This window comes from Mycoplasma sp. HU2014 (assembly GCF_001199495.1).
In the GTDB taxonomy this organism is placed as follows: Bacteria; Bacillota_I; Bacilli_A; order Mycoplasmatales; family Mycoplasmataceae; genus Mycoplasma.
Genome location: NZ_LFYS01000030.1, coordinates 1 through 2,387 on the forward strand (window position 1 = coordinate 1; position 2,387 = coordinate 2,387).

Here is a 2,387-nt window from a genome sequence, read left to right on the forward strand (position 1 = left end):
AATAAAATAACAAATTAAAGATTTTATTAAATCAGTTTTTTCTTTAAAAACTTTGTTTAGTATTGAGCTTACGTTTAACTTTTCTAATATTTTGTCAACAACCAATCTCGCACCAAATGATAAAACCCTTGAAAATTGACTATCGTTTTCTTCAAGTGAAATACCGAAATCTCCAAAGTAGGTAACATAGTTTTCGTTTGGTATCATCATTGTTTCTTTTTCATCAGAAACAATACCTATGCACGCTCTTTCGTTCTCACTATATCCCTTTTCTTTATTAAAAATTTTCTTGGTTGTATAGTACACATAAGTACAGTTTTTTCTTCTACTAAATACAATATCTTTTGATGGAATTTTTACAGGTTTAAAAGCCATTTTTTTATCTCCTTTTACTAGTTACATTATATCACTATTTAAAGTAAAAATCTAGTGTTTTTTCAAAATAAAAACCCTTTAAATAAAGGGTTTACACTTCATTATTAATAACTAGTTACAAAATTGTGAAAAGTTCAGGATCTAAGTTGTGAACAAATAGCTAAAAAAGTAGAAAAAATTAGTGGATATGAAACTAAATCAACAGTTTTAGGTCATATGCAAAGAGGTGGAATACCTACTTCTATGGATAGATATTTAGGTTATTTATTTGGAAACTATGCAGTTGAATTATTATTAGAAAATAAAAGTAATTTAGCAATAGGGATTAAAGATAATAAATTAATAGCATTAGATATTAAAAAAGCATTAGATATTAAAAAAACTGATAATAAGAATTTAATAAATAATATAAGAAATATTAATTCATTTTATAAAAAATAGTAAATAAAAACTCTTATCTTTTCTTTAGTTAATACACAAATTGCATACTTTTTCAAGTTTTTTTTTTTTTTGATTTTATAATTAAATTGTCTAGAAAATGATATCTATACACATTTTAAAAAGGAATTATTATGAGATTAGTAAAAAGTTTAATTGTAAAAATAGGTGCTAGTGTACTAGTTACTAGTGGAACAATAGCTAGTGTTGGTACTGGTATTTATTATTTAAATAAAACAAATCAAGAAAGAAAAAACTTAATAATATTAATTAAAAATACTAATATAGGTTTTATAAATAAATCTGAGTTAAATGAAAATAAGTTAATAGAATTAATTAAAAAAATAAATCCTAATTTGAATCTTGATTTTAGCAAATTAGAATTTCATATTCAAAGCGATAAAATTGTTGTTAAACCAAAACCTAATGATAATACATATAAAAATCAAGTTAAAATTTTATTTACTTTAAGTCAAGACCTGTCAGTAATAATTAATAATAAAGATTTAGGAACAATTAATAGTTCTGATAAAACTAATCAAAATTTATTAAAATTAATAAAAGAAAAGAATCCTGGTTTAGATACTGATAAAGTAGAATTGGTAGTTCAAGAAAATAAAGTTATTGTTAAACCTAAAACTGGTGATAAAACATATGAAGGTGAAGTAGAATTTACTTTTAAAGTTCTTACAAAAGAAGAACAAATAAATATACAAATAAATATTAATAAAATAAAAGCAATTTGAAATGATGAATTTAAAGATAGATTTTATGATGGAAAGAATTTTTATTATGAAGACAATTTATCTTTAAATAATGAAAAACTTTTAAAAGCTATTAATAGAAGATTAAAAGTTAATGGATTAAATATTTCAGTTTCTAAAGGTGATGAAAACATCAATCTACAAGAATGAAATAAAAAAATAATAACAAAAGGTCAAGCATCATTTGAAATTAGATATAGAAATGAACTAATCAAGCTTGATTTAGGTGAGTTTAATAAATTTAATACAAAATTTAAAGATGATAAAAAAGAAGAAGTAGTTGAACTAGGATATATAATTTCTCCAGAAGATGGATTATTTACTGCTTTTGTAGATAATATTGAAAATAGAGAAAATGCTAAAAATATTAAAAAGGTTCCAGATAAATTAAATCCAAAAATCGAAAGTCTTGCTTTTTTATTTTATAGTAATATAAATGAAAAAATCGAAGGTATTGAGAAATGAGATACTTCAAATATTACTAATATGTTTAGAATGTTTGAAGGAGCTGAAAATTTCAACCAAGATATAAGTGGTTGAAATACTTCTAAGGTAAGAAATATGTCTGCGATGTTTTTAAATACATTTGATTTTAATCAAAATATAAATACAAAAATTATAGTTAAAGAAGATCGAACAAGTTATAAAGCTTGAGATGTATCTAGTGTAACTGATATGAGTGGGATGTTTGATGGTGCAGAAGCATTTAATCAGAATATAGGTAATTGAGATGTATCTAATGTAATTAATATGAATGGGATGTTTGGTGGTGCAAAAGCATTTAATCAAGATATTTCAACTAGACAAATT

The 2,387-nt window shown here is 22.7% G+C and carries 3 protein-coding genes; 2 read left to right on the forward strand and 1 reads right to left on the reverse strand.

Going from position 1 to position 2,387, the window contains the following annotated elements:
- Window positions 1-375: hypothetical protein (locus AB668_RS01670; protein ID WP_201342686.1), on the reverse strand; the 375-nt coding region annotated here is incomplete at its 3' end.
- 123 nt (window positions 376-498) lie between these two features.
- Between AB668_RS01670 and AB668_RS01675 the strand changes: the two genes are divergently transcribed.
- Window positions 499-816: a 6-phosphofructokinase gene (locus AB668_RS01675; RefSeq protein ID WP_050517345.1), complete on the forward strand. Its 318-nt coding sequence runs from the start codon at window positions 499-501 to the stop codon at window positions 814-816.
- A 131-nt stretch (window positions 817-947) separates the two neighbouring features.
- Window positions 948-2,387: BspA family leucine-rich repeat surface protein (locus AB668_RS01680; RefSeq protein WP_050517346.1), on the forward strand; the 1,440-nt coding region annotated here is incomplete at its 3' end.